Raw genomic sequence first — 23,298 nt, forward strand, 5'->3', positions numbered from 1 at the left:
CGCTGCGCTCAGGATGAAAAGGTAAGAAGATGGAAAAGCTCAAACACGTCCTCAGCAACAAGCAATTCGAAGATCCCGAGCTGCTCGAATACCTCTTCGTCTCCGCCGAGCAGCTGGAGCGTGACGATGCCGCGCGCATGCTCGATCGCGTGCTGCAGGGCCGCATCCTCGCGACCATCTTCTACGAGCCGTCGACGCGCACGCGTTTCAGCTTCGAGTCCGCGATGCAGAAGCTCGGCGGCGGCCTGCTCACGCAGGAGAACGCCAGCGACAACTCCTCCGCCGCCAAGGGCGAGACCATCGCCGACACCATCCGCGTCGTCGGCAACTACGCCGACGCCATCGTGATCCGCCATCCGCAGGAAGGCACCGCCGGCGAGGCCGCGGCCATCTCACAGGTGCCCATCATCAACGCGGGCGATGGCGCTGGCCAGCATCCCACGCAGGCGCTGCTGGACCTCTACACCATTCGTCGCGAGACCGGCCGGCTCGACCGCCTGCGCGTCGTCATCATTGGCGACCTGAAGTACGGCCGCACGATCCACTCGCTGCTGCCGCTGCTCACGCTCTCGCCGGATGTCAGCGTCGACCTCATCTCGCCGGAGTCGCTGCGCCTGCCTGCGATCTATGCCGAGGAGATGCGCCTGCGTGGCGTCAACTTCCGCGAGCTGGAGTCGCTCGATGGCGTGCTGGAGACTGCCGACGTGGTCTACGTCACCCGCGTGCAGCGCGAGCGCTTCGCTACGCAGGAGGCCTACGACGCGGTCAAGGACATCTACCGCATCGACGCCGCCGCCGCGAACCGCATGAAGCAGCACGCGATCATCATGCACGCCCTGCCGCGCGTGAACGAGATCGCTCCTGACGTGGACCGCGACTCGCGGGCAGCCTACTTCCGCCAGACGAAGAACGGGCTCTACGTCCGCATGGCGCTGTTGAAGTACCTGCTGGCGTAGAGCGAGAGTAAATGGCGCGTTGCAGTATCCGCGCAACCGTCAGCTTGGCCAGCACTTTCGGTATGATCGCGTGTAACTGAAGGATGCTAAGCGCGAGGAAGCGACGAACGTTCGCCGAACCCGCGTAGCAACCGCCCGAAAGGCAGGCAATAAAGGTCTATGCAGTGGTCGAAGCTCAAGAGCCGCATAAGGTCCTTCATCACTCCTGAATTGAGAGATCGAATCGACTTCCACGTCACGAGTTATCGCCGATCCCACGACGAGGCGGAAAAGTTGTGGGTGACAGTGGACGGTAGCCAGGTATTTATTGCGAGTTGGTATCAGCACCAGTTTGCCGGAGCCAAACGAACGTCCGCGGGAGCGCTCGCACGGGACGGTCGGGGGCGACTCGTGCGAGATCCCGCGATACCGGCTTCGATAAGGCGCGCGGAGGAGTTGGAACTCCACTTGCCGCAAGATGTCGGTGATTCCTTGAGCGCCTATCTGGACCTTTCCGCAGACGAAGCGCTGCGCTCTAGTGATCCGTTTGTCGTCGCGTTGGCAATGATCGATCGCAGGGTGGGACGCGGACGTTTGGAAAAGGCCAAAGGCCGCACGGGCGAGCACTCGTTGATCCGTTTGTTTTACGAACTGCGGATGAGTGCCATCGCCGAAGCGTAGTCGTGTGCGAACCGGCGCTCTACCGGCTCCGGAAGTACCCGCGAACCCGAAAGGGAACCGGTAACGCCCCGGGGAATCCCCGAAGATTCATCCTGCATTCGCACTCCTGCAGCTTACTTTGGCCTACACTTTAGGCGTCTGCGGTGTATCTTCCCGCGGCCTATAGGAGCAGGTGTGAGCCAGGTAGTCTTCGTGCTGGAAGACGATGCGGACATCTCCCGGCTGGTGCAGTACCAGCTGGAGCGTGCAGGGTTCGTGGTTCGTGTGTACGGGGCCATTGGCTCCATCGTTCAGGACGCAGAGCGTGCCCGTCCGGCGCTCTTTTTGCTCGACGTCATGGTTCCCGGCGGCGACGGCATGGATCTCTGCCGGCGTCTGCGCCAGAACCCCACGCTGAGCGGTGTGCCCATCATTTTCGTTACGGCCCGCGCAGCCGAGAACGACCGCGTGCAGGGCCTGGAGCTTGGCGCCGACGACTACATCACCAAGCCCTTCGGCACGCGTGAGCTCGTCGCCCGCGTCCGTGCGGTGCTGCGCCGCTTCGAACGTCCCGACGTCGGTCCGCTCCCGGTCATCTCTATCGAAGAGATCGAGATCGACGGCAGCGCCATGCAGCTGCGTGTGCGCGGTGAAGTTGTCCCCACCACTGCCACGGAGTTCCGCCTGCTCGACTACCTCGCCCGGCATCCGGGCCGCGTCTTCTCGCGCGACCAGCTGCTCGACGCCGTCTGGGGCGACGCCCGCTTCGTCACTCCGCGCAGCGTGGACGTTTACGTCCGACGCATTCGCGAGAAGATCGAAGCCGACGCCGAAACCCCGCGCTACCTCAAGACCATGCGCGGCGCAGGCTATCGCTTCGAGATTCCCCGCGTGCGTGACGCGATGGCCGTCGCCAGCTAATCGTTTCCGCTGACCGCGTCCGGCGACAGTATCTGCCCGGACCGGTCCTGCATTTTCCTTCAAGCTGCGGCACGCTCCAACCCGGGCGTGACCGCTGGCTTTCTCCTCATTTGGGGTGTTCGCCGCAAAACTATGGGAAGCTTAGACGTATGAGGCGGAGCCTGCTTGCGGCGCTGATGTTGAGGATCGCGGCTGGCACGCTGCTCGTCGTCCTGTCCTCATTTACAGGGCTCATCTGGCTCACGATCGTCGTGGCGATCGTCTCCGTGCTGGTCCTGTCGGTCGTGTGCCGCCAGCTGGTCGAAAGATCTCTTCGCGAGATCACGCCGGGCCGCCCGCGGGTCCTCTACGGCGACTCCACGCCCGAGCCCATGAGCAGCGCGGAGATCGCCGCCCGCCTCGCGCCGTATGAGTCCTTCGAGCCGCTCGTCATGGCCATCGAGAGCCTTCGCGCGGGGCAGGAACGCCTGCTGGGCGAGACCGCCGAAGAACGCCGCAAGCTCGAGCTGGTGCTCGATTCCATGCAGGACATCGTCATCGCCATCGACGGCGCGGGCCGCATCTCCTGGACGAACGACGGCATGCGCCGCCTCATGGCATCGGACTCCGCCAGCGTCCGCCGCGGGCACGCCCTGGTGCAGACCGTTCGCGAGCCCGAGGTCCTTGAGTGCGCGCGACTGGCCCTCGAGGAACGCGTCGTCGCCGAGCGCCCGGCGGTTCCGCTGGTGGGCGGGCGGCTCTTCGCAGTCAGCGCGGCTCCCATGGGCGAGCGCGGCGCCGTTCTCGTCCTGCGCGATGTTACCCGCATCGAGAAGATGGAGCGCACCCAGAAGGAGTTCGTCGCCAACGTCTCGCACGAGCTGCGCACGCCGCTTACGTCCGTCATGGGCTACGTCGAACTGCTGCTCGATGAAGAGCGCTGGGAGAGCGAGGCCGAGGAGAAGTACGGTGGCGACGTCACCGAGACCTCCGGGCCACCCAGCAGCACCCGGCTGGAGTTCCTCGAAGCCATCCTGAAGAGCGCCCGCCGCATGGAGCGGCTTACGGAAGACCTGCTGGTGATGGCCAAGGTCGACTCCGGTGAGCAGAAGCTCAATCCGATGCGCACGTGGGCCAGTACGCTGATTGAGGAGGCCGTCATGGCCACCTCCGGCCTCTTTATGGAGCGCGGCGAGCTTGAGGTGGGCGAGGTCGTCGAGGCCGAGGTGATGGCCGACATGGACGCCATGCTGCAGGTGGTCGGCAATCTCATCGAGAACGCGATCAACTACGGCACTCGTCGCGGCGAGGAGCCCCGCGTGCGCCTCGCTGCACAGCGGTCCGCCGGGCTTTCCGGCTTTGTGGAGTTCAGCGTCCAGGACTTCGGCATGGGCATCGCCATGGAGCATCGCGAACGCATCTTCGAGCGCTTCTTCCGCGCCGACAAGGCCCGGTCCCGTGCCACGGGAGGTACGGGCCTCGGCCTCTCGATCGCTCGGCACCTGGTCGAAGAGCAGGGCGGCGCCATCTGGGTCGAAAGCGACCTCGGCCACGGCAGCCGCTTTTGCTTCACGCTGCCGGAGGTGATGGTCGGAACGGCTGCCGTATCGGTGTCCGATGCCTTCATGGACGAGTCCGACGAAGATGTCGAAGGGGCCTAGACGCCGAGGGGGCCTGGATGCCGAGGGGCCCGGACGTCGAAGACTGGCGGAGCGGCGATGCCGTGCGTCAACGTGACTCTGAGCCCACCTGAGCTGGTTAAACCCGCGGGCCTTGCCGTGGTCTTTAACGGACGATGACTTTCGTTCCGAGTAAAGCGTTAATTTCAAGAAAATGCTGTGGGAATTATGCGCCGGTCAGGCCGAATTCTCCGAACTGTCATAAAGCCTTCTCGCCGCATTCATCCCTGCCGACAACCATAGAGCCATATCAATCGACACGCGGGGTAGCCGGCGCAATCACACCTGTGCGACGCCCTAGCGCTTTGCAACACCAAAGGGGAATCATGAATTCGAAACACGTAATCACCGCAGTCCTGGCCAGCGCGGTAATGTTTACGGCGCAGGCGAAGGCCAGCGACGAGGGGGCCGACCCGGCTCCACAGCAGCACAAGAAGTCTCAAAAGGCGAAGAAGGAATCTGCCGAGCAGACCGAACTCCGCGAGCTTCGCGAGCAGATGAAGCAGCAGCAGAGCGAGATCGAAGAGCTCAAGGGCATGCTCTCCGGCAAGTCGCAGCAGGCACAGTCCGCGCAGCAGGCCGCTTCGGATGCGCAGGCTCAGGCTGCTCAGGCTGCCGCTGCCGCACAGCAGGCCAGCCAGGCTGCTACCGACGCTTCCGCCAAGGCTGAGGCTGCTACCACCGCCGCTACCGCAGCCACCGCCAAGACCGCCGATCTGCAGGAGCAGGTGGTCGGGAACCAGGCCCAGGTGCAGCAGGAGATTCACGAGCCCGGCACCATCCACTACAAGGGTGTCGAGATCACCCCCGGTGGCTTCGTGGCGGCTGAAGGCGTTTACCGCCAGCACTCGGTCAACTCGGACATCAACACCCCGCTGAACTCGATTCCTCTTCCGAGCGCGAGCGAAGGCCACACCAGCGAGCTCAACTTCTCAGGCCGCCAGAGCCGCCTTTCGGTTCTCGTTCAGGGCGATACCGGCAAGTTCAAGCTGACCGGCTACTACGAAATGGATTGGCTCGGAACGGGCACCAGCTCCAACAACAACCAGTCGAACAGCTACGTTCTGCGTCAGCGCCAGATCTGGGGCAAGGTTGAGACCCCCGGTGGCTTCGGCATGTCGGGCGGCCAGATGTGGTCCCTCGTCACCGAAGATCGTAAGGGTACCGACAACCGCACTGAGATCCAGCCCCAGACGATCGATCCGCAGTACACCGTCGGCTACAGCTGGACCCGCCAGCCCGGCTTCCGCGTGCAGAAGCGCTTCGGCAACTACAACACCGGCGCCTTCACCATGGCACTGGCTGAAGAGCAGGCGCAGATCACCAGCTTCACCGCCAACGGCACCAACCCCACCGATTACTTCTTCGGCGGCATCGGTCAGAACGGCGGCCTCTACAACGCGGCCGGCAACATCGGCGCGGGGAACACCGCTGGCACCGCCGGCATCACCACCTACGCGAACAACGTCGTTCCCGACACCATCGTGAAGTTTGCTTACGACGTCCCGACCTTCCACATCGAAGTCGGTGGCCTCGCTCGCTGGTTCCGTGACTACTATCTCCCGGTGACCACGACCTACACGACCCCTGGCACCCCGATCTACACCTACGGCACCATCTACCAGAACCACACCTCGACCGGTGGCGGCGTCTTTGGCGCAGCCCGCGTCTACCTGGGCAAGATCACTGAAGTCGGCGTGCAGGCGATGGCCGGCGCTGGTGTTGGCCGCTACGGTTCGGCGCAGCTTGCGGACGTCACCCTTCGTCCTGACGAAACGCTCGAGCCGGTTCGCAACTACCACGGCCTCTTCAGCCTGGAGAACCACCTCAATCCGCACTGGGATGTCTTCGCCTACTACGGTGGCGAGTACGCTCAGCGCACCGTCTACACGACCCCGGCCGGCAACCTCATCGGCTACGGCCCGGCCAACCTCAGCAACGCGGGTTGCTACAATCTTCCCGCTGCTGTGAGCACCGGTTCGGGTGGCGGCGGTTCCATCTCGGCCAGCACCTGCGGCTCGCCTACGCGCTACATCCAGGAAGCCATGGGTGGCTTCACCTGGAAGCCGATCAACAGCCCCAAGTATGGCCGTCTCCAGTATTCTGCGACCTATAGCTACATCCAGCGCAACCTGTGGTCCGGTGTCGGTTCGGCGACGACCCCCAGCGGCCCGCGTGCGACGGAGCCGATGGTTCACGTCCAGATGCGCTACTACATCCCCTAAACAGCAGGGCCCGGCGAACGTGCAACGTTCGCCGGGCCGCTGTACCTTCTCCGTAAGGAGATTTTGCAGTCCTCTTTGTTTGGTGCAAGGGCGTTTCATCCCTGCATTTTCATCAGGCGATGAGTTGCCATCAGATATGGTGAGCGGAGCGTAGACCTGCTCACACTCAGGAGAAAATCGTGAAATTCAATCTTTATGCTGCTGCTCTGCTCGCCAGCGTTCTGGCCACCGGAGCGTCGATCCAGGCGCAGAACCTCACCGGCGCCGGCGCGACCTTCCCCAACCCGATCTACTCGCGCTGGTTCAGCGAGTATGCCCAGGAGCACCCTGGCGTCCACATCAACTACCAGTCGGTAGGTTCGGGCGCGGGCATCCAGCAGGTCTCCAAGAAGGTCGTCGACTTCGGCGCTTCCGATGCCATCCTCACCGATCAGCAGCTCAAGGATTCGCAGGTCAAGCTCACCCTCATCCCGACCGTGCTGGGCGCGGTTGTTCCGGTGTACAACGTCCCGGGTGTGGGTTCGGACCTCAAGTTCTCCGGCGACGTCATCGCCGACATCTACCTTGGCAAGATCACCAACTGGAACGATGGCCGCATCAAGGCTGACAATCCCGGCGTGAACTTCCCTGACAAGCGCATCCTCCCCGTCTACCGCGCGGAAGGTTCGGGCACCAACTTCATCTTCACCGACTACCTCTCCAAGGTGAATCCTGAGTTCAAGACCCGCGTCGGCGCTGCCGCCTCCGTGCACTGGCCGCTCGGTATCGGCGCCAAGGGCAACGAGGGCGTCGCTGGCATGATCCGCAACACCCCCGGCTCCTTCGGCTACGTCGAACTCATCTACGCCGTGCAGAACAAGATGTCCTACGGTGATGTGAAGAACGCCGCCGGCAAGTACGTGAAGGCCTCCACCGATTCGGTCTCGGCTGCCGCTGCTGCTTCGGCCAAGGTGATCCCGAGCGACTACCGCATCTCCATCACCAACGCGACCGGTGCGGGCTCCTACCCCATCTCTTCGTTCACCTGGCTGCTGATCCCGAACCCCTCGCCCGACTCGGCCAAGGGCAAGGTGCTGCATGACTTCCTGGTCTGGATGCTCGAAAAGGGCCAGTCGGAAGCCGCCGGTATGACCTACGCTCCGCTTCCGAAGAACGTAGCGGACAAGGTTCGCGCGACCATCAACACGGTCAAGTAAACAGGTCGGGAGCGCGAAACGGCGCTCCCGTAACTCCATGACTCGAAGGGGCCTTGACCAAAGATCGGCAAGGCCCTTTCGTAGTCTGCAACGGTTGTCTCCCCCATCTCCGGAATTGGGACATCTTCATCTTGTTCACGGTCTATTCACAGTCTCTTAATAAAGTTAAACACGGCCCGAATTTCCTCGGCCAACTCTGATCTGCTCCCATGGACAATCCCACCCAAGAGATAAAGCCGCTGGTAGAACCGGCCACAGCCGAGAACGCTCCGCTGTTGATTCCCAAGCTGGTGATGAGCGACGTGGCTCACGGTTCGCCGGACTCCCCCGAACCCGCCCGCTCCTCCGAGCCCTCCGTGGTTCGCAAATTCCTCAACGAGAAGAGCTCTGGCAAGCTGGCTGACGGCACCTTTGGCGCCCTCATGCTGGTCTGTGCCCTCAGCCTCTTCTTCATCGTTGGGCTCATCGTGTACGTGCTGGTGATGAACTCCCGGCCGTCGCTGCATGCCTTTGGCTTCAAGTTCTTCACCCACAGCGTGTGGGACCCGGTCTCGGGTGAGTTCGGCGCGCTGCCGTTCATCTGGGGCACCCTGGTTTCGAGCCTTGTGGCGCTGGTGCTGGCTGTGCCGCTCGCGCTCTGCACCGCGATCTTCCTCCTGGAGATCTGCCCACAGCCGCTACGTGCGCCGATCAGCTTTCTCACCGAGTTCCTCGCCGCGATTCCGAGCGTCGTCTATGGTCTCTGGGGCGTCTTCGTCCTGGTGCCGTTCATGCGCGACACGGCAGGCCCGTTCCTCGAAAAGACCCTCGGCTGGACCGGCCTCTTCGTCGAGCCGAACTTCGGCGTCGGTATGTTCACCGCCAGTGTCATCCTCGCGATCATGATCTTCCCGGTCATCAGCTCCATCAGCCGCGACGTCATGCGTGCGGTTCCAGTGAGCCAGAAGGAAGCTGTGCTCGCGCTCGGCGCGACCCGTTGGGAGATGCTGCGCATGGGGGTCCTGCGCAACGCGCGCATCGGCATCGTCGGCGCGGTCATCCTCGGGCTTGGCCGTGCGCTGGGCGAAACGATGGCCGTCACCATGGTCATCGGCAATCACCCCGACATCTCGAAGAACCTCTTCGCACCCGGCTACACGCTGGCCAGCGTCATCGCAAACGAGTTCACGGAGGCGACCGGCGATCTCTACCTCAGCTCGCTCATCGAGATCGGTCTCGCCCTCTTCCTGGTCACCATCGTCGTGAACGCTATCGCCCGCCTTCTGGTGTGGGCTGTCACGCGCGGTCAGTCCCAGAGGCACGCATAATGAGGCACGCATAGCATGTCAGCTCTCCCGAAACGTTCCCCCGGGTCAGAGCGCGCGCTCAAGCTGCGCCGCTCCTTCACCAATCACGTGGTCACAGCACTCTCCATCGGCAGCACGATTCTCGTGCTGGCGCCGTTGCTGCTGATCCTCGGCTACCTGTTCTACAAAGGCGCAAGCTCGCTGAACCTCGACTTCTTCACGAAGATCCCGGCACCCGTGGGTGAGACCGGCGGCGGTATGGCGAACAGCATCGTCGGTTCGGCCGTGGTGCTCGTCCTGGCAAGCCTCATCGGCATTCCGGTGGGCATCGGCGCGGGCGTGTACCTCTCCGAGTACGGCCGCGGCCAGACGCTGGGCAACGTCATCCGCTTCACCGCCGACGTGCTCAATGGCGTGCCGTCGATCGTCGTGGGCATCGCGGCCTACGCGCTCGTCGTCGTGAAGCAGGGCCACTTCTCCGCGCTGGCTGGCGGCATCGCGCTCTCCATCATGATGGTGCCGACGATCACGCGAACCACCGAAGAGATGCTGGCCACCGTGCCGCTGGCGGTCCGTGAAGCGGCTTATGGCCTCGGCATCCCGAAGTGGCGTACCGTGCTCTCGGTTAGCCTGCGCACCGCATCACCGGGCATCATCACCGGCTGCATGCTGGCCTTCGCGCGCGTCGCGGGCGAGACGGCTCCGTTGCTGTTCACGGCCTTCGGCAATCAATTCTGGAGCTGGGATCTTCGCCAGCCCATCGCAGCACTTCCGCTGCAGATCTACACCTACGCCGTTTCACCGTACGACGAGTGGCATCGCCTGGCCTGGGCCGGCGCTCTGGTACTCATTCTGCTCATCATGATCTCGGTGACGCTCGTACGCATCTTCGCCGGGCGCGGCATGCTCAAGGGAGGCAACTAGTGGGAGTCGGCATCCGTGTCGAAAACCTGAACGCGTGGTATGGACCAACACATACGCTCAAGGATGTATCTCTGCACATCCCGGCGAACCGCGCCACCGCGCTCATCGGGCCTTCGGGCTGTGGCAAGAGCACCTTCGTGCGCTGCCTGAACCGCATGCATGAGACCAACCCCACGGCCCGCGCGGAAGGCACCGTGATGATGGGCGACCTCGACATCTACAAGGATGCCGCGCCCGTCGAGATCCGCCGTCGCATCGGCATGGTCTTTCAGCGGCCCAACCCGTTCCCCACGATGTCGATCTATGACAACGTGGCGAGCGGCCTCAAGCTCAATGGCTTCAGCAAGCGCCGCGTCCTCGACGAGATCGTCGAGCGTTCGCTCAAGCAGGCCGCGCTCTGGGAAGAGGTCAAGGACGATCTCAAGAAGAAGTCCGGCGCCAGCCTCTCCGGTGGCCAACAGCAGCGTCTCTGCATCGCCCGCGCCCTCGCCGTCGATCCCGAAGTGCTGCTGATGGACGAGCCCGCCTCGGCGCTCGATCCTGTCTCGACCTCGAAGATCGAAGACCTCATCTTCCAGCTCAAGAGCCAGTACACGATCGTCATCGTGACGCACAACATGCAGCAGGCTGCGCGCGTGGCCGAGAACACCGGCTTCTTCCTGACCGGCAAGCTCGTGGAGTTCGCGCCAACGCATAAGATCTTCACCATGCCATCGGACAAGAGGACGGAAGACTACATCACGGGGAGGTTCGGATGATGCGCATCAACTTTCAGCAGAAGCTGGACGAACTGAAGGAGCGCCTGCTCGTCATGGCAGGCCTTGTGGAACAGGCGATTCAGCGCGCCACCGAAGCCTACTCGACGCGCGACACCGAGCTGTGCGAACTGGTCAAGCTCTCTGAGCCCGCGATCAATCGCATGGAGCGTGAGATCGACCAGGCCGCGCTCGATCTGCTGGCGATGGAACAGCCCATGGCGGTCGACCTGCGGTTCATCATCGCGGTCATCCGCATCAATGCGGACCTCGAGCGCGTGGGCGATCAGGCTGTCGGCATCGCGGGTCGCGTCAAGGACCTCGGCATGTTCGCCAACCTCGACATCCCTGTCGATATCCCCAAGCTCGCTTCGCTCTCGCAGGCGATGGTGCGCAAGGCGCTGCAGGCCTTCATCGAAGGCGATGCCGACCTCGCTCAGAGCGTGCTCACGCTCGACGATCAGGTCGATGAGATGAACCGCGAGGCCTTTCGTTCGCTCGGCGAACTCATCAAGACAAAGCCAGAGATGAGCTCGCAGGCCCTCAACGCGCTCATCATCTCGCGCAACCTGGAGCGGGTGGGCGACCACGCGACGAACATCGCAGAGGATGTCATCTTCTGGGTGCGCGGTGCGGATGTTCGCCACGGCTGGGCTCCCGAAGAAGACTAACTCATCGAAAAGTTTTTACTCCTGCGCAGGATGCAGGCGCTCGAAAGCGCCATGCATCCTGCGCAGGTCTGTGTGCGACAGTAATTGTTGTGTCAGCGGGCACTTACAAAGTTGCCCCTCGCCACGCCCTTCGAATCACTTCAAGACGTTGCCCGTTGGAAGCGGATAGCAAGGCTTCCGACTGCCTGTTGCGATGGCGGCCACGACGCCAGTAACGCAACGGCATGATTCCTGCAGCGACCTGGTTCGCTTTCACAGCAGAGATTCAGCCAGCAACGACCTCAAACCTTCAGGCCATGAAAATGCGTTTCAACGCATGAGGACGCGTGTGTCCGTGATCACTCAGAGTTCCGATTTGGTTGGGGAACTGGAGGGAGAGACCTCGTCCACTGAATCAATTTGCTACATGTGCCGATGAAAGCGTAGGAGCCAACCGTCAGGCCTCCGATATCTCCGGCCGCTTTTGAGACATACACTCCCCGGCGTTGCCTTATTCGTCCTGCGCAAACGCGTGGCGTATCTGCCACCTTCGCGCTATTACCTACACCTCGAACGAGCCATCCTGTCTGCCGCCGTTCTCACCTACCGTCGCACCAGAGAACACCGCATCATGAATCTCCAGGCCCCGTTGTCCTCGCACCAGCCGTCTAGCGGTTCCCAGCCGCTCACTCGCATCGCCTCTGCACGCCTCTCGATGCCACAACCCCGATCGAAGCGGGTAGCTTCGAAGGCTGCGGTCACGAGCGCGTTGCGTGCTCTCGCTTCCCTTGCTGTCGTTCTCAGCGTCGGCCTTGCTCCGGCGCAATCGCCAGTCACCCTGGTACCCGCAAGTACCGTTGTGGGTCACAGCGCGGCGGCAGTTACCGTGACGGTAACCATGACCGCAAGCGGCAACGCGGCATCCCCGGTGGCGCTCACACAAGGCATTGCGAATCTTGACTTCGCCATCAGCGGCGGAAGCTGCACTTCGGGCGCGAGCTATAGCGTCGGCCAGCAGTGCACGGCCACCGTCATCTTCACCCCAAAGTATCCTGGCCTTCGCCTCGGTGCAGTAGTTGTGCCCAATGCGGCTGGCGGTGTGCTTGGGGAAGCGCTTGTAAGTGGCAACTCCACGGGCTCACTCGCCGTGCTGACTCCTGGCAATATCACCACCGTGGCTGGCGATGCTGCCTGGGTCTACAACGGTGATGGCCAGCCTGCGACGTCCTCCAACATCTTTCTGCCACAAGGCGTCGTCACCGATGCGGCCGGTAACATCTTCCTCTCCGACTCGACCAACAACCGCATTCGTCGCGTCGACGCAACGACAGGCATCATCAGCACCGTCGCTGGAACCGGCGCACCTGGCTACACCGGCGATGGTGGCCTCGCGACGTCTGCAGAGGTCAGCCAGCCCTCTGGCATCACGATCGATGGCGCTGGGAACCTCTACTTCGCTGATACCGGCAACAGCGTCATTCGCCGCATCGATGCCGTGACCGGCATGATCTCCACGGTCGTCGGCAACGCGACGCAGGGGTACACCGGCAATGGAGCAGCAGCGTCTGCCGCTGAGCTCTCCCTGCCGCAGGGTGTCAGCTTCGACGCCGCCGGCAACATGTACGTCTCGGACACGGGCAACAACGTGGTGCGCCAGGTCAACACGTCTGGCATCATCACCGCGATTGCGGGCAACGGTACACAGGGCTTCTCCGGAGACGGTGGTCTGGCGACCTCGGCCAGGCTCAATCAACCGTGGTCAACGCTCGTCACCAACTCGGGCGCGCTACTTATCGCCGACTTCAACAACAGCCGCATCCGTTCTGTGTCGGCTGGCACCATCACGACCTTCGCAGGCACCGGCACGATCGGCTTCATGGGCGATGGTGGGCAGGCAACACTCGCAGAGCTCAACGCTCCAGCCGCTCTTGCAGAGGATCCCGCAGGTAACATCTACATCGGCGACACCGCGAACAACCGTGTGCGCGAGGTCATCTCCAGCACAGGGATCATCCAGACGCTCGCTGGCACCGGTAGCGAGGTGTACTCCACCGCAGACGAGGGTCAGCCCGCCAACAAGGTTGGCCTCTACGGCCCATACGCTCTCTACTTCGATCAGGCCGGCAACCTCTTCATCGCGGACATGTTCCACAACCGCGTGCGTGAGATCAGTGCGAACAACACACAGCTCACCTATCCCGACATGAAGGAAGGGAAGATCTCGGCACCCATCTCTGTCGTGATCGCGAACGACGGTAACGCGGATCTGCATCCGCAGGCGTCCATCTTCACCCAGTCGGCGCTGGATGCTGGAACGACCACCTGCGCCACGGGGGTAGCGCTCTCATCCGATTCCACCTGCACGCTCGGCGTTGAGTTCGCTCCCACTGTTGTGGCATCGCCCGACACAGGTTCACTCGTCCTTCCGTCCGACGCGGGCAACACGCCCATCACCATCAAGCTCACCGGGAACGTGCTTTCGGTGAACCCGACGACGCTCGCGCTGGCTTCGAGCGCGAACCCGGCCGCGATCGGTTCTGCCGTCTCCTTTACTGCGACCATCTCCGCTCCGGATGCGACCACAGGCACGGTCGTCTTCAGCGATGGCGCAACGCAGCTTTGTTCCATCACGCTTGGCACCAGCGGCCAGGCCACCTGCACGTCCAGCACGCTGAGCCTCGGCGCCCACACGATCAAGGCTGTATACAGCGGAGATACGAACAACGCATCCGCACAGAGCTCGATCACGCAGCTCATTCAACAGCAGGACACGTTGACGCTCGGTGGCGCTCCCAATCCCGCAACGGTTGGCGAGAACGTCACCTTCAGCTTCACCGCCACCGCGCCCTCAGGCACGCCTACCGGAACAGCCAAGTTCTACGACGGTACCGCGCTGCTAAGCACACAGACGCTCTCCGGAGGCGCTGCTTCGTTCAGCACCGGGACTCTGTCCGTGGGCACGCACTCCATCACGGTGCAGTACTCCGGTGATAACTCGAACGCCGCTGGAACGTCGAACGTCGTCAACGAAGTGATCAACTCCGCGACCAGCACGACGACGCTCGCCACCAGCAACGCAACGGTACTTGTTGGTACCAGCGTAAGCTTCACCGCCACGGTGACGGGTAGCGCCAGCCAGACGCCGACGGGAACCGTCACCTTCAAGGATGGCGCAACGGCACTCGGCTCGGGTACGCTCAACGGCAGTGGCATCGCGGTCTTCAGCACAGCGACGCTCGCGCCAGGAGCCCACATCATTACCGCGGTCTATGGCGGCGATGCGCACAGCTCCTCTTCGACATCCACCGCTCTTACGGAGACCGTCAACCAACTCACCACCACCACGGCGCTGAGCACCAGCGCGAACCCCATCTCCGCAGGCGCTACGGTGCAGCTCACGGCCACCGTGGTCATCGGCTCGGGCTCAACGGCTGACGGCGCGATCACCGGAACGGTCACGTTCACCAACGGCGCCACCGTCCTGGGAACGGCCAGCGTCAACGGCAGTGGTGTTGCGACGCTCTCTACCAACCAGCTCAACACCGGCTCGCAGGCTGTCGTCGCAACCTACAACGGCAACACCAACTACTCAACCAGCACCTCGACGGCTGTCACCGAAGTCGTCACGCAGACGGCCTCCTCGACCACGGCACAAGGTACACCGGCAGCACCCATGGCAGGCCAGACGGTTACGGTCACCGCGACGGTGAGCAGCCCAACGTCTCCACCCAACGGCACGGTCACCGTTACGCTTGGCGGAACGGTTGTAGGCATCGGTACGCTCAACGCGAGCGGAGTCGTCACTCTTTCCGTGAGCACACTCCCCGTCGGCACGGACGTCCTTACGGTGTCGTACGCAGGGAATGCGAACTACTCCGCCAGTTCGAACACGGTCACCGTGCAGGTGAGCGCTGCCACGACGCAGACCGCGCTGCTCTCCAGTGCGAATCCGCAGTCGCTGGGGCAGCCCGTTACTTTGACCGCCACGGTGACCAGCACGGACGCCGGAATCACGGGCAGCGTCAGCTTCCTCGATGGCGCAACCTCGCTTGGCACCGCGACGGTGAACGGCTCGGGCATCGCTACGCTCTCCACCAGCGCACTGGCCTTCGGCTCGCACACCATCACCGCGGTCTATAGCGGCGATACCAACCACGCGACCTCGACCTCGGGCGCGATCACCGAGCGCATCGTCCAGGCGGCAACAGCGGTGCTGACCTCCAGCGCAAACCCCGCAGTCTCGGGCCAGGCCGTAACCTTCACCGTGAAGATCACGGGTGCTGCATCCACTACGCCGACCGGCAACGTCACCTTCACCGATGGTGGTGTGACGCTGGGCACGGCCGCTCTGGATGCTACCGGAACTGCCTTCGTCTCCTCCTCCACTCTTGCGGTGGGTACTCATCCCATCGCGGTCACGTATCCGGGAGACACCAACTACTCGAACGCACAGGCTTCGCTCACAGAGACCGTGCAGAACGCCTCCACGCAGGTCAGCCTCGTTGCCAGTGCGAACCCCGCCATCTACGGCACCGCCGTCACGCTCACCGCGACGGTCAGCAGCAATGGCACACCGGCATCTGGTACCGTCACCTTCACGGACGGAACCGTGACCATCGGCACTGGCACATTGAACGCCAGCGGCGTGGCGGTCATGAGCACGTCGGCACTCACGCCGGGAGTACATTCCATCGTCGCCAACTATGGTGGCAGCGGAAGCACCGGAGCATCAGTCTCCACCGCACTCGCTCTTAAGGTCGAGCAGATGACGCAGGTCGTGCTGGTCTCGAGTGAGAACCCGGCCAACACCCTGGATACCGTGACGCTCACCGCCGCGGTGACCAACGCCGGGCAGGGGATACCCACCGGTACCGTCACCTTCACGGATGGCGCCAGCAACCTCGGTACAGCATCAGTCGGTGCAAACGGCACCGCCGTGCTCACGGGAGTTACCTTCACGGCGGGCAATCATTCGCTGGTGGCGAGCTACTCCGGCGACGCAACCGATCTGCCTGCAACCTCTGCCCAGTTGGTCGAAGGTGTAACCCTTCGCCCCACCACCACCACGTTGACTGCGACGAATGCGAATCCGGCCGATCCTCAGGCCGCCACTCTGATTGCAGTCATTCGCTGGACCGGCCTGGGCTCCACGATTCCCACCGGCTCCGTGACCTTCACCAGCGGCAGCCTCACCCTGGGCACGGCCGCGGTCGACTCCACCGGTGTAGCCACGCTCGACGTCGAGCTGCAGTCCACCTCGCAGACCATCGTAGCCACGTATGCGGGTGACACGAACTACGCCACGTCGACCTCCATCGCGACCTCCGTCGCAGGTGGAGCGGCGACGCAGTTCACCCTCGGCGTCACTCCTGCGCAGGTATCCATCCCCACCGGTCAGCACACTGTCGTCAACGTCACGCTGAACTCCATCAAGAGCTTCAGCGACACGCTCGAACTTGGCTGCCTGGGTCTGCCGGAGTACGCGACCTGCACCTTCTCCAACGTCGTGCCGCAGCTCACGGCTAACGGCACGGTCACGGTGCAGCTCACCGTAGATACAGGCAATCCGCTTGGCTCGGGTGGCACCACCACCTCCTCAAGCCTCAGGAAGCCTGGTATCGGCGCTGGCAGCGAAGGCAGTGGGAACTCGACCGTAGCCTTCGCCATTCTGCCCGCGGGCCTGCTGTTTGGCTTCGGACTGTACAAGCGTCGCAGGCTTGGCGCGCTGCTGGTCCTGCTCTTCGCGGTCGCTGTCAGCTTTGGCGTCACGGGTTGCTCCGGCCTGCACCAGAACACAACCCCGGTGGGGACGTACACCTTCAAGGTGACGGCTTCAGGCAAGGGTACCGGCGCGACCCAGTCGCAGACGGTCACCCTCACGGTCACCAACTAAGGAGCGGCGAATGATACAGCGAATCTCTTCTCTCGCGATCGCCGCTGCCTTCGCGCTCGGTGTCATCGCAACGCCACTCGCAGCGGATGCCCAGGCGCATCCCACGGCGAGCGGCCCCGGCAGTTACCTCGATGCCGGCGGCGGTGTCTCTCTCTTCGAGAGCGACTACGGCCAGCGTTACATCGGTGGCGGCTACGTCAACGTGGACATGCATCCGCACTGGCGCTTCGGCCTCGAGGCCGAAGGCCGCTGGCTGCGCGTTCACACCGATGAAGGCGTGACGCAATCCAACTACCTCATCGGGCCGCACGTGAACATCAAGGAGTTCGGCCCCATGGTGGTCTACGGCAAGTTCCTCGTCGGCGGCAGCCGCATGGTCTTTCCGTTCAACGATGGCTACGGCACGTTCTTCACGATGGCGCCGGGGGGTGGGCTCGACTTCCGCCTTGGCGACCGCTGGACCGTACGCGCGCCCGACTTCGAATACCAGATCTGGCAGGACTTCGGGACCTACGGCTCACTTCATCCCTATGGCGTCAGCGTCGGACTCACCTATCGCATCAACGGCGTGGATCGCTACCCGAAGAAGAACCGGCCGTGGAGACATTGAGTGCAAGTGAGTAGTGAAAAGTGAATAGTGAAGTAAGGCGCGTCGGTATGAGCGCCTTTTTCTTCTCCCCACTATTCACTACTCACTCGCCCCTCAAAAGATCGCCACACCGTTCTCCACCACCAGGTCATCGACGCTGATGTTCAGCGCTGTGCCCAGCTTGCGGAAGCCATCCCGCCATTCGCGGGTCCAATCGGGTGCATCGGCACGATGCAGCATGTCGTTCCAGATGTTCTGCGCCTGCCACAGGTTGATGTCCATTGGGAGCGTGCGCAGGCTTTCGGCGATCGCCAGGGTCTCGTGCAGCACCGCGCCGTTCTGCCCTTCGACTGCCGCTTCCAGTCGAACCATCGCTCGCTTCATCCGTTTGTCCGACGTGTAACTGAGCAGCCCTTTGTCGAGCTGCACATGATCGATCGTGGCCCGGCGAAGTAAGCGCACAATCTCGGCGGAGTCGTACGTGTCAGCCTCGAGTGCATGGCGCAGGCTCGCGTTGATTGCAAAGCCCGCAGTAAGCGCCAGTGCGGGCGGTGCAGCGATGTTGGCCTCGCCGAGGAAGTCCAGCAGCGTCGCATGCTCCTCGTAGATCCGCATCAGAGAGCTTTCCACCTCGGAGAGCGTCTGGTTCAGGATCGATTGCACGATGCGATGTTGTTCGTCGGAGAACAGGGAAGTCAGCGAGTAGAGCGTCCCGCCGAAGAACTCATCGATCAGACGGATCAGCTCCGGAAGGTTCGCCCTGCGCAGACTTCCGCGTGCCTTCTCGGTGAACTCCTGCCAGGCCACTTCATCCGCTGCGGATGAGCGCTTCACGGCTGCAGAAAGATTCTGGTCGCCAAGGTGCAACACCGCGAAGCAGATGGCTTCAGTCTCCTCCGTCACGCGTGATCGCAGCGCAGCCTGGCCCAGCGCGACACGTCCGCGGCCGGAGGTCAGCAGGTCAGAGCTCTTGCGCTGCACGTCAAAGCAGAAGATCTGCCCCGCATCGGGATACGCCCGGAACATGCTGCTGATCGCATAGTGCGCGCCGACGCTCTCCAGGTCGAGCCGCTTCGGCAGCACGTGCCTGCGATAGATCTCCGCTCCATTGCGAAGGTCGGGCACGTTGCTTTCAGCCAGCTCCAGCGCCGCGAGAAAGTCCGCCTCGAGCGTCGCTGCGGAATCGCCAAACAAGGGTGCGGTACCAAAGAGCTTCTGCGCCAGCTGAATGACGCGGCCCGCATAGGCGATGATCTGCACCGTCTCGATGCCGGAGATCTCATCGAAGAACCAGCCGCAGCTCGTGTACATCAGCTGCGTGTGCCGTTCGAGCTCCAGCAGCTCCAGCACGATGACGCGCTCGGCTGCAGAAAGCTCATGCGTCGCATGTTCATCGAGGAAGCGCTCGACATTGTCCGGCGAACGGTCCAGTACGACGTGGATATACGCATCGCGCGCCGCCCAAAGGTCCTTCAGCAACGGAGCCGCAAGGTCTTCGGCCATCGGCGCCGTGCGGTCCCGTAACAGATCGAGCGCATGCCGCAGAGGGCCGCGCCACTTCTGGTTCCAGCCGGGCTTGCCTCCGTTGCAGCCGCAGTCGGAGCGCCAGCGCTCCACGCCATGTGAGCAGGACCACGAGGAGTCGTCGACCACCTCGGCTTCAAACTGGGGTGTGTGCAGCGCAAGGAACTCGCCGTAGTTGGTCAGCCTCGCAAGCCTCTGCTCCTCGATCGTCTGCAGTGCGAAGCTCAACGCCATCTCGCCATAGCGATGATGATGGCCGTAGCTTTCGCCATCGGTCGCGACGTGGACCATCTGTGGCTCGTTCGCTCCCTTGTCTGCGCGGAGTCCGCTCAGCAATCGCCGCGCGAATACCTCGCCCGAGTTCAGCAGGCCCTCAAACGCAATCGCTCGCGATGCCGGCCCGTTGTAAAAGAACACAGCGATGGATCGTCCTTCGTCCAGCTGCACCACGTACGAGCGCGTGGTGTCCACCACGGCGTTCGGTGTCTCGAGCCATGGATGCTCGATCACGTCGTCCGGATCATCGTTGTCCAGCGCAGCGTCTTCCTGCAGCCCGGCCTGATCGTAGTCGGCGTTGGAGTTATCGTCGGCCAGGTCGGTCGCGCGTCGTGCAAACTTCGCCGGCTCCTGCTGCGGCTGCGCATAAAGCGGCTGCAGACGCGCCAGGTCGTCTTCGGACAGTGGACGAATCCGCGCGCACTGGTGTGGTGCAAGGATCGTGAACTTGATCCCTTCCTGCGCCATCAAGTCCAGCACGCTGCGCGATACCGCCGTCTCTGCCAGCCACATGCCTTCCGGTTTGCGGCCGAAGCGATGCTCGAAGTCCGCGATGCCCCAGCGGATCTGCGTGCGCGCATCGCGCTCGCTCGCCAGCGGCATGATGATGTGGTTGTAGACCTGCGCCACCGCCGAGCCGTGGCCGGAATACCGTTGCGAGCTCGCCACATCCGCTTCGAGGATCATGCGGTAGGTGCGCGGCGCAAACTCCTCCAGCCAGCTCAGCAGCGTCGGACCGAAGTTGAAGCTCATCCGCGAGTAGTTGTTGACGATCCGGATGATCTCGTTCTTCTTGTTCTGGATGCGTGACGCGCCGTTGGGCGCGTAGCACTCCGCCGTGATGCGGTCATTCCAGTCGTGGTACGGCGCGGCGGAGTCCTGGATCTCCACCGTCTCCAGCCACGGGTTCTCGCGCGGCGGCTGGTAAAAGTGTCCATGGACGCAGATGTAGCGCAGCGGCGCGCCGTCTTCGGCGGGGGCGGTCTCAGGACGTTTGTTGCGTGTGCGGGCTCGTACCATCGGTCGAACCAGAATATCGTCCCAAAGCTCGCCTTTGTGCTGCACGGACGATTACATTCCATCCAGCAAATATCCCCCCGGCTATCCCTCGGTGTTCCTCCACCGTCTTGGAAACGCGCATGCCGGGAAGAAATCCGGCCGCCGTGTAAGCTCGTCGGCAAGTGCGAGTGTCTATATCGGTGTGCAGGGCAAAACCACCGTTGGGGTGCAAGGCGATATGGCTCTAGCTCAGACCGGAGAGAAGACCTTCGCGGAGCTGGGCTGGTCGGGGCTGGGGTCCGATCCGATTCCCCCATCGGCTGCCACGCCCACGCAAGTCCCGCTCGGAGCAGGGATTCTCTCCTCGGCTGAAGCGCTGACGCAGAGCCAGCGTGGGCGTGTCTTTCGCTTCCTCTTCTATTCGCTGCGCGAGCGCGAAGTCGCCGAGGAGCTTACGCAGGATGTTCTGCTCTCCGCCTGGCGCGCCCGCGAAAGCTTCCGGGGCGATTCCTCGCCCGAGACGTGGGTGATGCGCATTGCGGTCAACGCGCTTCGGAATCACACCCGCACCGGGCGATTCAAGTTCTGGGGCCGCACCGGGAAGGTCGAGATCGGCGAGCTGCTCACTCCGCCGCCGGACCCCGCCCGCTCCGCCGAGCAATCGCTCCTGGCCGAAGAGCGGCTCCGCGCGGTGTGGAGCGCAGCAGAGAGCTTGTCCGAAAGGCAGCGCAGCGTCTTCCTGCTGCACTTCGTGGAGGACATGGAAGCTCGTGAGATCGCCGAAGCCACCGGCATGGCCCTCGGCACCGTGAAGACGCACCTGTACCGCGCCATCGATTCCGTGAAGGCGGCCTTGAAGGTCGCCCCGAAAGAGAGTGCCCGATGAACGAACCAGAGCAGAATCCAGTACCCGCGCAGGACGCCGAGTTCTCCGGCCTGATGCAGGAGTTCCGCGCCGCCTGCGTGCAGACCGCCCATCGCGAATTCGCCGCCGCACAGGTGGCGAAGCAGGAACGCGCCGCTGCGGCGATGCGCGCCGACGTATCCCTGCGCTGGGGAGCCCCTGCGCTCGCCGCGCTGGCTTTGATGCTCGCCGGTGGCGGCTGGGGAGCGTGGTGGTACACGCACGCGGCGCATGCTCAAGTCCCCCATGGACCCCACGACGTGGCGCACGTGGCGAACCCTGCCAACCTTTCCACCGACGCCGCGGCCGTCTCCGATGACGTGCTGCTGAGCGAGGTGCAGAGCGATCTATCCGATCGAGTCCCGCAGGCGCTGGAACCGCTTGCAGTCTCGTACACCAGCAACAGCTATGCCCACTCTGGGCAAAAGGAGATCCAGTAGATGCACATGAAGCGAAATGCAATCCTGACGGGCGCACTCTGTGTGGCGACGGCGCTGGCCGCCGCAGCGCAGGGCCCGGGTATGGGGCAAGGCATGGGCCAGGGCCCCATGATGGCGAAGATGGACCACAAGGGCATGGGCCCCGACATGCACGGTGGTCCCGCCCGCCTGCTGCCTCCCGGCACCTGGTGGCGCGACCAGTCGACGGTGACCGCCATCGGCCTCTCGCCCGACCAGCAGAAGAAGATCGACGGCATCTTCCTCGAGTCCCGCGTGCAGCTCATCCACATGCACGCCTCCCTGGAGGAGACCCAGCTCCGCCTCGATGACACGCTGAGCGCTCCGGCCCTTGACGCAGTAAAGGCTCAAAAGGAGATCGACGAGTCAGCCGATACGCGGGCCTCGCTGGAAAAGGCCGAAGCCCACATGCTGCTCACCATTCGCGGCGTGCTCACCGCGGACCAGTGGACCAAGCTGCAGGGGCTGCGGCCGCGGCACGGTGAACTTCGGCCAGACGGCCGAAAGGGAGTGCATCGTGACGGCCCGCGCGACAACGGTATGCCTCAGCCTCCTGCACCCGGCCAGCGCCCGGATGGTCCGCCCGTGCCGCGGGACGACCAGCAATAACATCAACGAAAGGCAGGCAGCACGTTCCCCACGGGCCGTCTCTCACGATGAGATGGCCCGTTCTTCTACTCCGGCTGCACAACCTTGCCTGCGGCAAGATCGCACGCCCGCCACATGTACCAGCAAGCCACCGAGCTCCACGGCTGCCACTTCTTCGCGCGGCGCATTATCTGCTCCTTCTTGGCCAGCAGATCCGGCGTCACCTTCGCATCCGGCTTCAGGCCCAGGAACGTCAGCGCGAAGCCCTTGCGGATGCCGTAGTCGTCGACCGGCAGCACGTTCGGACGTCCCAGCCGGAACATCAGGAACATCTCCACGGTCCACTTGCCGATGCCCCGCACCTGCGAAAGGTGCTCGATCAGGGCCTCGTCGCTCATCTTCTTCGCCTTGGCCAGTGTGGGTACCGTGCCATCCAGCGTCTTGGCTGCGAGGTCCCGCAGCGCCAGCGCCTTGTTGTGCGAAAGGCCCGCATGCCGCAGCTGCTCATTGGGGCAGTCCAGCAGCTCCTGCGGCTGAAAGTGGATCGGGTCTCCATCGCCATCCAGACCGCAGATGCCGCTGAAGGATTCCAGCAGCCGCCGATGAATCGTCGCGGCAGCCTTGCCGTGCAGCTGCTGGTAGATGATCGACTCCGTCAGCGCTTCGAACGGCGACTGCGTGGCCGCAAGCCGCAGCGTGAACGGCCCGGCACGCTCTATCAGCCTGCCCAGCTTCTGATCGGCCGCCGCCAGCTCGGCAACAGCACGCTCGGTATCGTAGGAAGGTTTGCGCCTGCGGTCTTTGTGAGGGCTCGGCATGGAACAACATCATAGGCGAAGATTGTGCGAAGTAGTTAT

17 protein-coding genes are annotated in these 23,298 nt (G+C 63.3%); 15 read left to right on the forward strand and 2 right to left on the reverse strand.

The annotated features are described in order from the left end of the window. Positions 1-29 precede the first annotated feature (29 nt). From pyrB to C4S68_RS11445, 12 genes are all read left to right on the forward strand, one after another. A complete protein-coding gene (gene pyrB, locus C4S68_RS11390) occupies positions 30-956 on the forward strand; it encodes an aspartate carbamoyltransferase (RefSeq protein ID WP_103933166.1) in 927 nt (308 codons plus the stop codon). 159 nt (positions 957-1,115) lie between these two features. Continuing rightward, positions 1,116-1,616, forward strand: a complete 501-nt coding sequence (locus tag C4S68_RS11395) for an SF0329 family protein (RefSeq protein ID WP_103933167.1) — start codon at positions 1,116-1,118, stop codon at positions 1,614-1,616. 174 nt (positions 1,617-1,790) lie between these two features. Then, on the forward strand, positions 1,791-2,516 hold the full coding sequence (locus C4S68_RS11400; RefSeq protein WP_103933168.1) for a winged helix-turn-helix domain-containing protein: 726 nt from the start codon (positions 1,791-1,793) through the stop codon (positions 2,514-2,516). 149 nt (positions 2,517-2,665) lie between these two features. Further along, positions 2,666-4,156 (forward strand): sensor histidine kinase, encoded by a 1,491-nt coding sequence (locus C4S68_RS11405; RefSeq protein WP_103933169.1) that lies wholly within the window; start codon positions 2,666-2,668, stop codon positions 4,154-4,156. A gap of 344 nt (positions 4,157-4,500) precedes the next feature. Next, complete coding sequence (locus C4S68_RS11410; RefSeq protein ID WP_146072118.1) at positions 4,501-6,399, forward strand: hypothetical protein; 1,899 nt, start codon at positions 4,501-4,503, stop codon at positions 6,397-6,399. Between the two features lie 179 nt (positions 6,400-6,578). Next, positions 6,579-7,595, forward strand: a complete 1,017-nt coding sequence (pstS, locus tag C4S68_RS11415; RefSeq protein WP_103933171.1) for a phosphate ABC transporter substrate-binding protein PstS — start codon at positions 6,579-6,581, stop codon at positions 7,593-7,595. Positions 7,596-7,804: 209 nt separating this feature from the next. After that, complete coding sequence (gene pstC / locus C4S68_RS11420) at positions 7,805-8,902, forward strand: phosphate ABC transporter permease subunit PstC (RefSeq protein WP_327333553.1); 1,098 nt, start codon at positions 7,805-7,807, stop codon at positions 8,900-8,902. A gap of 15 nt (positions 8,903-8,917) precedes the next feature. Then, positions 8,918-9,805, forward strand: coding sequence for a phosphate ABC transporter permease PstA (pstA, locus tag C4S68_RS11425; protein WP_103933172.1), 888 nt, complete (start codon positions 8,918-8,920; stop codon positions 9,803-9,805). Next, positions 9,805-10,563, forward strand: coding sequence for a phosphate ABC transporter ATP-binding protein PstB (gene pstB, locus C4S68_RS11430; RefSeq protein ID WP_103933173.1), 759 nt, complete (start codon positions 9,805-9,807; stop codon positions 10,561-10,563). The genes pstA and pstB overlap by 1 nt, the downstream gene beginning before the upstream one ends. Further along, positions 10,563-11,231 (forward strand): phosphate signaling complex protein PhoU, encoded by a 669-nt coding sequence (gene phoU, locus C4S68_RS11435; protein ID WP_103933319.1) that lies wholly within the window; start codon positions 10,563-10,565, stop codon positions 11,229-11,231. The genes pstB and phoU overlap by 1 nt, the downstream gene beginning before the upstream one ends. A gap of 694 nt (positions 11,232-11,925) precedes the next feature. Continuing rightward, the gene (locus tag C4S68_RS11440) at positions 11,926-17,103 is read left to right on the forward strand and encodes an Ig-like domain repeat protein (protein WP_160115108.1); all 5,178 of its coding nucleotides are present in this window, start codon (positions 11,926-11,928) and stop codon (positions 17,101-17,103) included. 10 nt (positions 17,104-17,113) lie between these two features. Beyond that, entirely contained in the window at positions 17,114-17,713 is a 600-nt protein-coding gene (locus C4S68_RS11445) for an outer membrane beta-barrel protein (RefSeq protein ID WP_103933175.1), read from the forward strand. Between the two features lie 93 nt (positions 17,714-17,806). On the opposite strand, the gene C4S68_RS11450 is transcribed toward C4S68_RS11445, so the two are convergent. Then, positions 17,807-20,512, reverse strand: a complete 2,706-nt coding sequence (locus tag C4S68_RS11450; protein WP_146072120.1) for a DUF3536 domain-containing protein — start codon at positions 20,510-20,512, stop codon at positions 17,807-17,809. 217 nt (positions 20,513-20,729) lie between these two features. Here C4S68_RS11450 and C4S68_RS11455 point away from each other — a divergent pair, with 217 nt between their 5' ends. Genes C4S68_RS11455 through C4S68_RS11465 form a run of 3 tightly spaced genes read left to right on the forward strand, consistent with a single transcriptional unit; the run spans position 20,730 to position 22,462 of the window. Beyond that, the gene (locus C4S68_RS11455) at positions 20,730-21,377 is read left to right on the forward strand and encodes an RNA polymerase sigma factor (RefSeq protein WP_103933177.1); all 648 of its coding nucleotides are present in this window, start codon (positions 20,730-20,732) and stop codon (positions 21,375-21,377) included. Further along, a complete protein-coding gene (locus C4S68_RS11460; protein ID WP_103933178.1) occupies positions 21,374-21,835 on the forward strand; it encodes a hypothetical protein in 462 nt (153 codons plus the stop codon). Before C4S68_RS11455 ends, C4S68_RS11460 begins: the two co-directional genes overlap by 4 nt. Continuing rightward, entirely contained in the window at positions 21,836-22,462 is a 627-nt protein-coding gene (locus C4S68_RS11465; protein ID WP_103933179.1) for a periplasmic heavy metal sensor, read from the forward strand. Between the two features lie 65 nt (positions 22,463-22,527). On the opposite strand, the gene C4S68_RS11470 is transcribed toward C4S68_RS11465, so the two are convergent. After that, positions 22,528-23,259, reverse strand: coding sequence for a DNA-3-methyladenine glycosylase family protein (locus C4S68_RS11470; RefSeq protein WP_103933180.1), 732 nt, complete (start codon positions 23,257-23,259; stop codon positions 22,528-22,530). Positions 23,260-23,298: the final 39 nt, after the last annotated feature.

It is taken from the genome of Bryocella elongata (genome assembly GCF_900108185.1).
Taxonomy (GTDB): Bacteria; Acidobacteriota; Terriglobia; order Terriglobales; family Acidobacteriaceae; genus Granulicella; species Granulicella elongata.